Origin of the sequence: Devosia sp. (genome assembly GCF_028290645.1) — a bacterium.
Taxonomy (GTDB): domain Bacteria; phylum Pseudomonadota; class Alphaproteobacteria; order Rhizobiales; family Devosiaceae; genus Devosia_A.
This window is the reverse complement of record NZ_JAQGJL010000286.1, coordinates 1-2,695: the sequence shown is the minus strand read 5'-3', so window position 1 is coordinate 2,695 and position 2,695 is coordinate 1. Positions and strand designations below refer to the sequence as shown.

Below are 2,695 nucleotides of genomic sequence, written 5' to 3'. Positions count from 1 at the left end.
CTCGGCTATGCCCTCACCCATCGCCGGCTGAAGCGCTTTCACATCCTGCTGCGCTTCCTCAGGCCCGACTGGCCGCGCTTCCGCGAAATCCTGCGCGTCGGCGTGCCCATCGGCCTCACCGTGGCGGCCGAGGTCGGCCTGTTCTCCGTCGCCGCCATCCTCATGGGACGGCTCGGGACCAACGAGGTCGCCGCCCACGCGGTAGCGCTGCAACTCGCCTCAACCGCGTTCATGGTGCCGCTAGGCCTCGGCATGGCCGCCACCGTCCGGGTCGGCCTCGCCTACGGTCGCGGCGATGCCGAAGGCGTGCGGCTTGCCGGCTGGACCGCTATTTTCCTGGGCACCGGCTTCATGGCGCTCACCGCGGCACTGTTCCTCGCAATACCGCTGGCTTTGGTGACCATCTTCCTCGATAGCACCGACCCCGCCAACGCCACCGCCCTGATGCTCGCGGCCACCTATCTCGGCGTTGCCGGCATCTTCCAGCTCGCCGATGGCGCACAGGTGGTGGCCGCCCATTCGCTGCGTGGTCTCTCGGATACGCGAACGCCAATGATGCTCGCCATCTTCGGCTACTGGTTCGTCGGCCTGCCGACCGCCTATGTCCTCGGGTTCGTCTTCGACCTCCGCGGCACCGGCGTCTGGCTGGGGCTTGCCGTCGGGCTCGCCTTCGTGGCGATATTGCTGGTCAGCCGCTTCGCCCTGCGCGGACGGCTGGGCCTGCTGAAGAAACTCGCCGCACCTGCCCTGGAATAAGCCGTGACCCAACTCAAGCCCGCCGAACAGCGCGTCGCCGACGCCCTCTCCAGCCACGCCCTGCCCGGCCGCGTGATCGTTCTCGAGCAACTCGCCACCACGGCGCAGATGGCCGCCGACGCGCTTGGCGTCGAGGTCGGCCGTATCGTCAAGTCGCTGCTGTTCAAGGGCAAGGACAGCGGCAGGCCGTATCTGCTGCTCGTCTCGGGCAGCAACCGGGTGCACGAGAGGCGTGCCGGCCAGCGCATCGGCGAGGCGCTTGAGCGCCCTGATGCAGATTTCGTAAAGCTGCACACCGGCTTCTCGATCGGCGGAGTGTCCCCCTACGGCCACCCGTCGCCGCTGCCGACCTATCTCGACGATGCCCTCCACGGCTACGCCACCGTGTGGGCTGCGGCGGGCGACCCGCGCTCAGTGTTTGAGATCACAGCAGCCGACCTGGAACGCACCACCGGGGCAACCCGCATCGACGTGACCTAGCTTTCGATCCAGTTCCAGTCCGCCATCCGATTGCGGAACCACGTCCGCTGCCGCTTGGCATATTGACGCGTGGCGATCACCGCCCGCTCGACAGCCTCTGCCTCGCCAAGTTCTCCCGCCAGCATCGCTGCGATCTCGGGAACCCCGATCGCCTTCATCACCGGCAGGCTCGGATCGAGTCCTAGCGAAAGTAATGCCCGCACCTCCTCGACGGCCCCATGCTCGAACATCGATTCGAAACGGCGGGCTATCCTTTGTCTCAACACTTCCCGGTCAGGGTTCAGCACAATACGCTCGAGCACAAAACCATCGAGCAGTCCCCTTTTGCCTTCGTCCTGAAAGCTCGCCAACGAACGGCCAGTGGCAATGAGCACGGCCAGCGCTCGGACAACCCGCTGCGGATCCGGGGCCGTCAGGCGCACCGCCATAAGGGGATCGCGCGCCTCGATCAGTCTCCCCCTCTCCTCCCGGTCGAGTCCCGCGATCTCGGCCTCTGCTGCAGCCAGCGCTTCGCCCGGAACCTCAGGCACGTCGGCAAAGCCGGTCGTCAGGGCATCGAAGTAGAGGCCGGTGCCGCCTACAAAAATCAACACCCGCCCCGCTTCGCCTGCGATCACCTCGGCAGCCACGCGCGACCAGTCGCCGGTCGAGAACCGCACGGCCGGCGATACGACGCCGTACAATCGGTGCGGCGCCTCGCTCATCTCCACTTCCGATGGTCTAGCCGTAAGCAGCCGCAGCACGCCATAGACCTGCAGCGCATCGGTGTTGACGACCACTCCGTCTTGTTCGCGGGCAATCTGCAACGCCAGCGCCGACTTGCCGCTTGCAGTTGGACCCGCTATCAACACCGCTCGCTTGTCCGGGCTTTTGCCCATCCTTTCAGGCCTTTCCACATCCCATGACGGTACTCTGCCTCATCGCCAACCCGGCTGATCCCGCACTTGACTCGGCGCTAGTCGCGGCGATCCAGCACGAGACGCAGGGTGAGATCAACTGGCTGCACCAGAGGGTAGCCTGCGAAATCCATTCCCCCAGGGCCGCGGACCCGGTCGCCCTCGCTCGCGGCGCGATCGGCACCCGCCCCGTCGACGCCGCGCTCGTGCCGCTCGCCAGCCGGCGCAAACTGGTGCTCGTCGCCGACATGGACTCGACGATGATCGAGCAGGAATGCATCGACGAATTGGCCGATGCGGTCGGCATCAAGCCCGAAGTGGCGGCGATCACCGAGCGCGCTATGAATGGTGAACTCGATTTCGAACAGGCGCTGCGCACTCGTGTCGCACTGATCAAAGGGCTGGAGCGCAGCGTAATCGAGGAGGTGCGCCGCGAGCGGATCACCCTCGCTCCCGGCGGCCGCGCACTGATCCAGACCATGAAGGCTTATGGCGCCTACACCTCTCTGGTCTCGGGCGGCTTCACTTTCTTCGCCGACTATTTCGCCAAGCGCATCGGTTTT

4 protein-coding genes are annotated in these 2,695 nt (G+C 66.0%); 3 read left to right on the top strand and 1 reads right to left on the bottom strand.

What is annotated here, in order from left to right; all coding sequences use genetic code 11:
• Together JWQ89_RS15425 and JWQ89_RS15420 are read left to right on the top strand one after the other, a co-directional pair.
• Positions 1 to 756 (top strand): MATE family efflux transporter (locus JWQ89_RS15425; protein WP_299642404.1); only part of this gene is annotated, 756 nt, incomplete at its 5' end.
• Positions 757 to 759: 3 nt separating this feature from the next.
• Complete coding sequence (locus JWQ89_RS15420) at positions 760 to 1,236, top strand: YbaK/EbsC family protein (RefSeq protein ID WP_299642403.1); 477 nt, start codon at positions 760 to 762, stop codon at positions 1,234 to 1,236.
• Here JWQ89_RS15420 and miaA read toward each other — a convergent pair.
• Positions 1,233 to 2,114 carry a tRNA (adenosine(37)-N6)-dimethylallyltransferase MiaA gene (gene miaA / locus JWQ89_RS15415; RefSeq protein ID WP_299642401.1) on the bottom strand — a complete coding sequence of 294 codons (882 nt, stop codon included), beginning with the start codon at positions 2,112 to 2,114 and terminating at the stop codon, positions 1,233 to 1,235. The two genes, JWQ89_RS15420 and miaA, sit on opposite strands and share 4 nt — an antisense overlap.
• Before the next feature lie 23 nt (positions 2,115 to 2,137).
• Here miaA and JWQ89_RS15410 point away from each other — a divergent pair.
• Positions 2,138 to 2,695, top strand: a 558-nt coding sequence (locus JWQ89_RS15410; RefSeq protein ID WP_299642400.1) for an HAD-IB family phosphatase, incomplete at its 3' end; no start/stop codon positions are given.

Excerpts from the sequence above, each read along its gene's own strand:
- miaA (WP_299642401.1), bottom strand. The coding sequence starts at position 2,114 with ATGGGCAAAAGCCCGGACAAGCGAGCGGTGTTGATAGCGGGTCCAACT.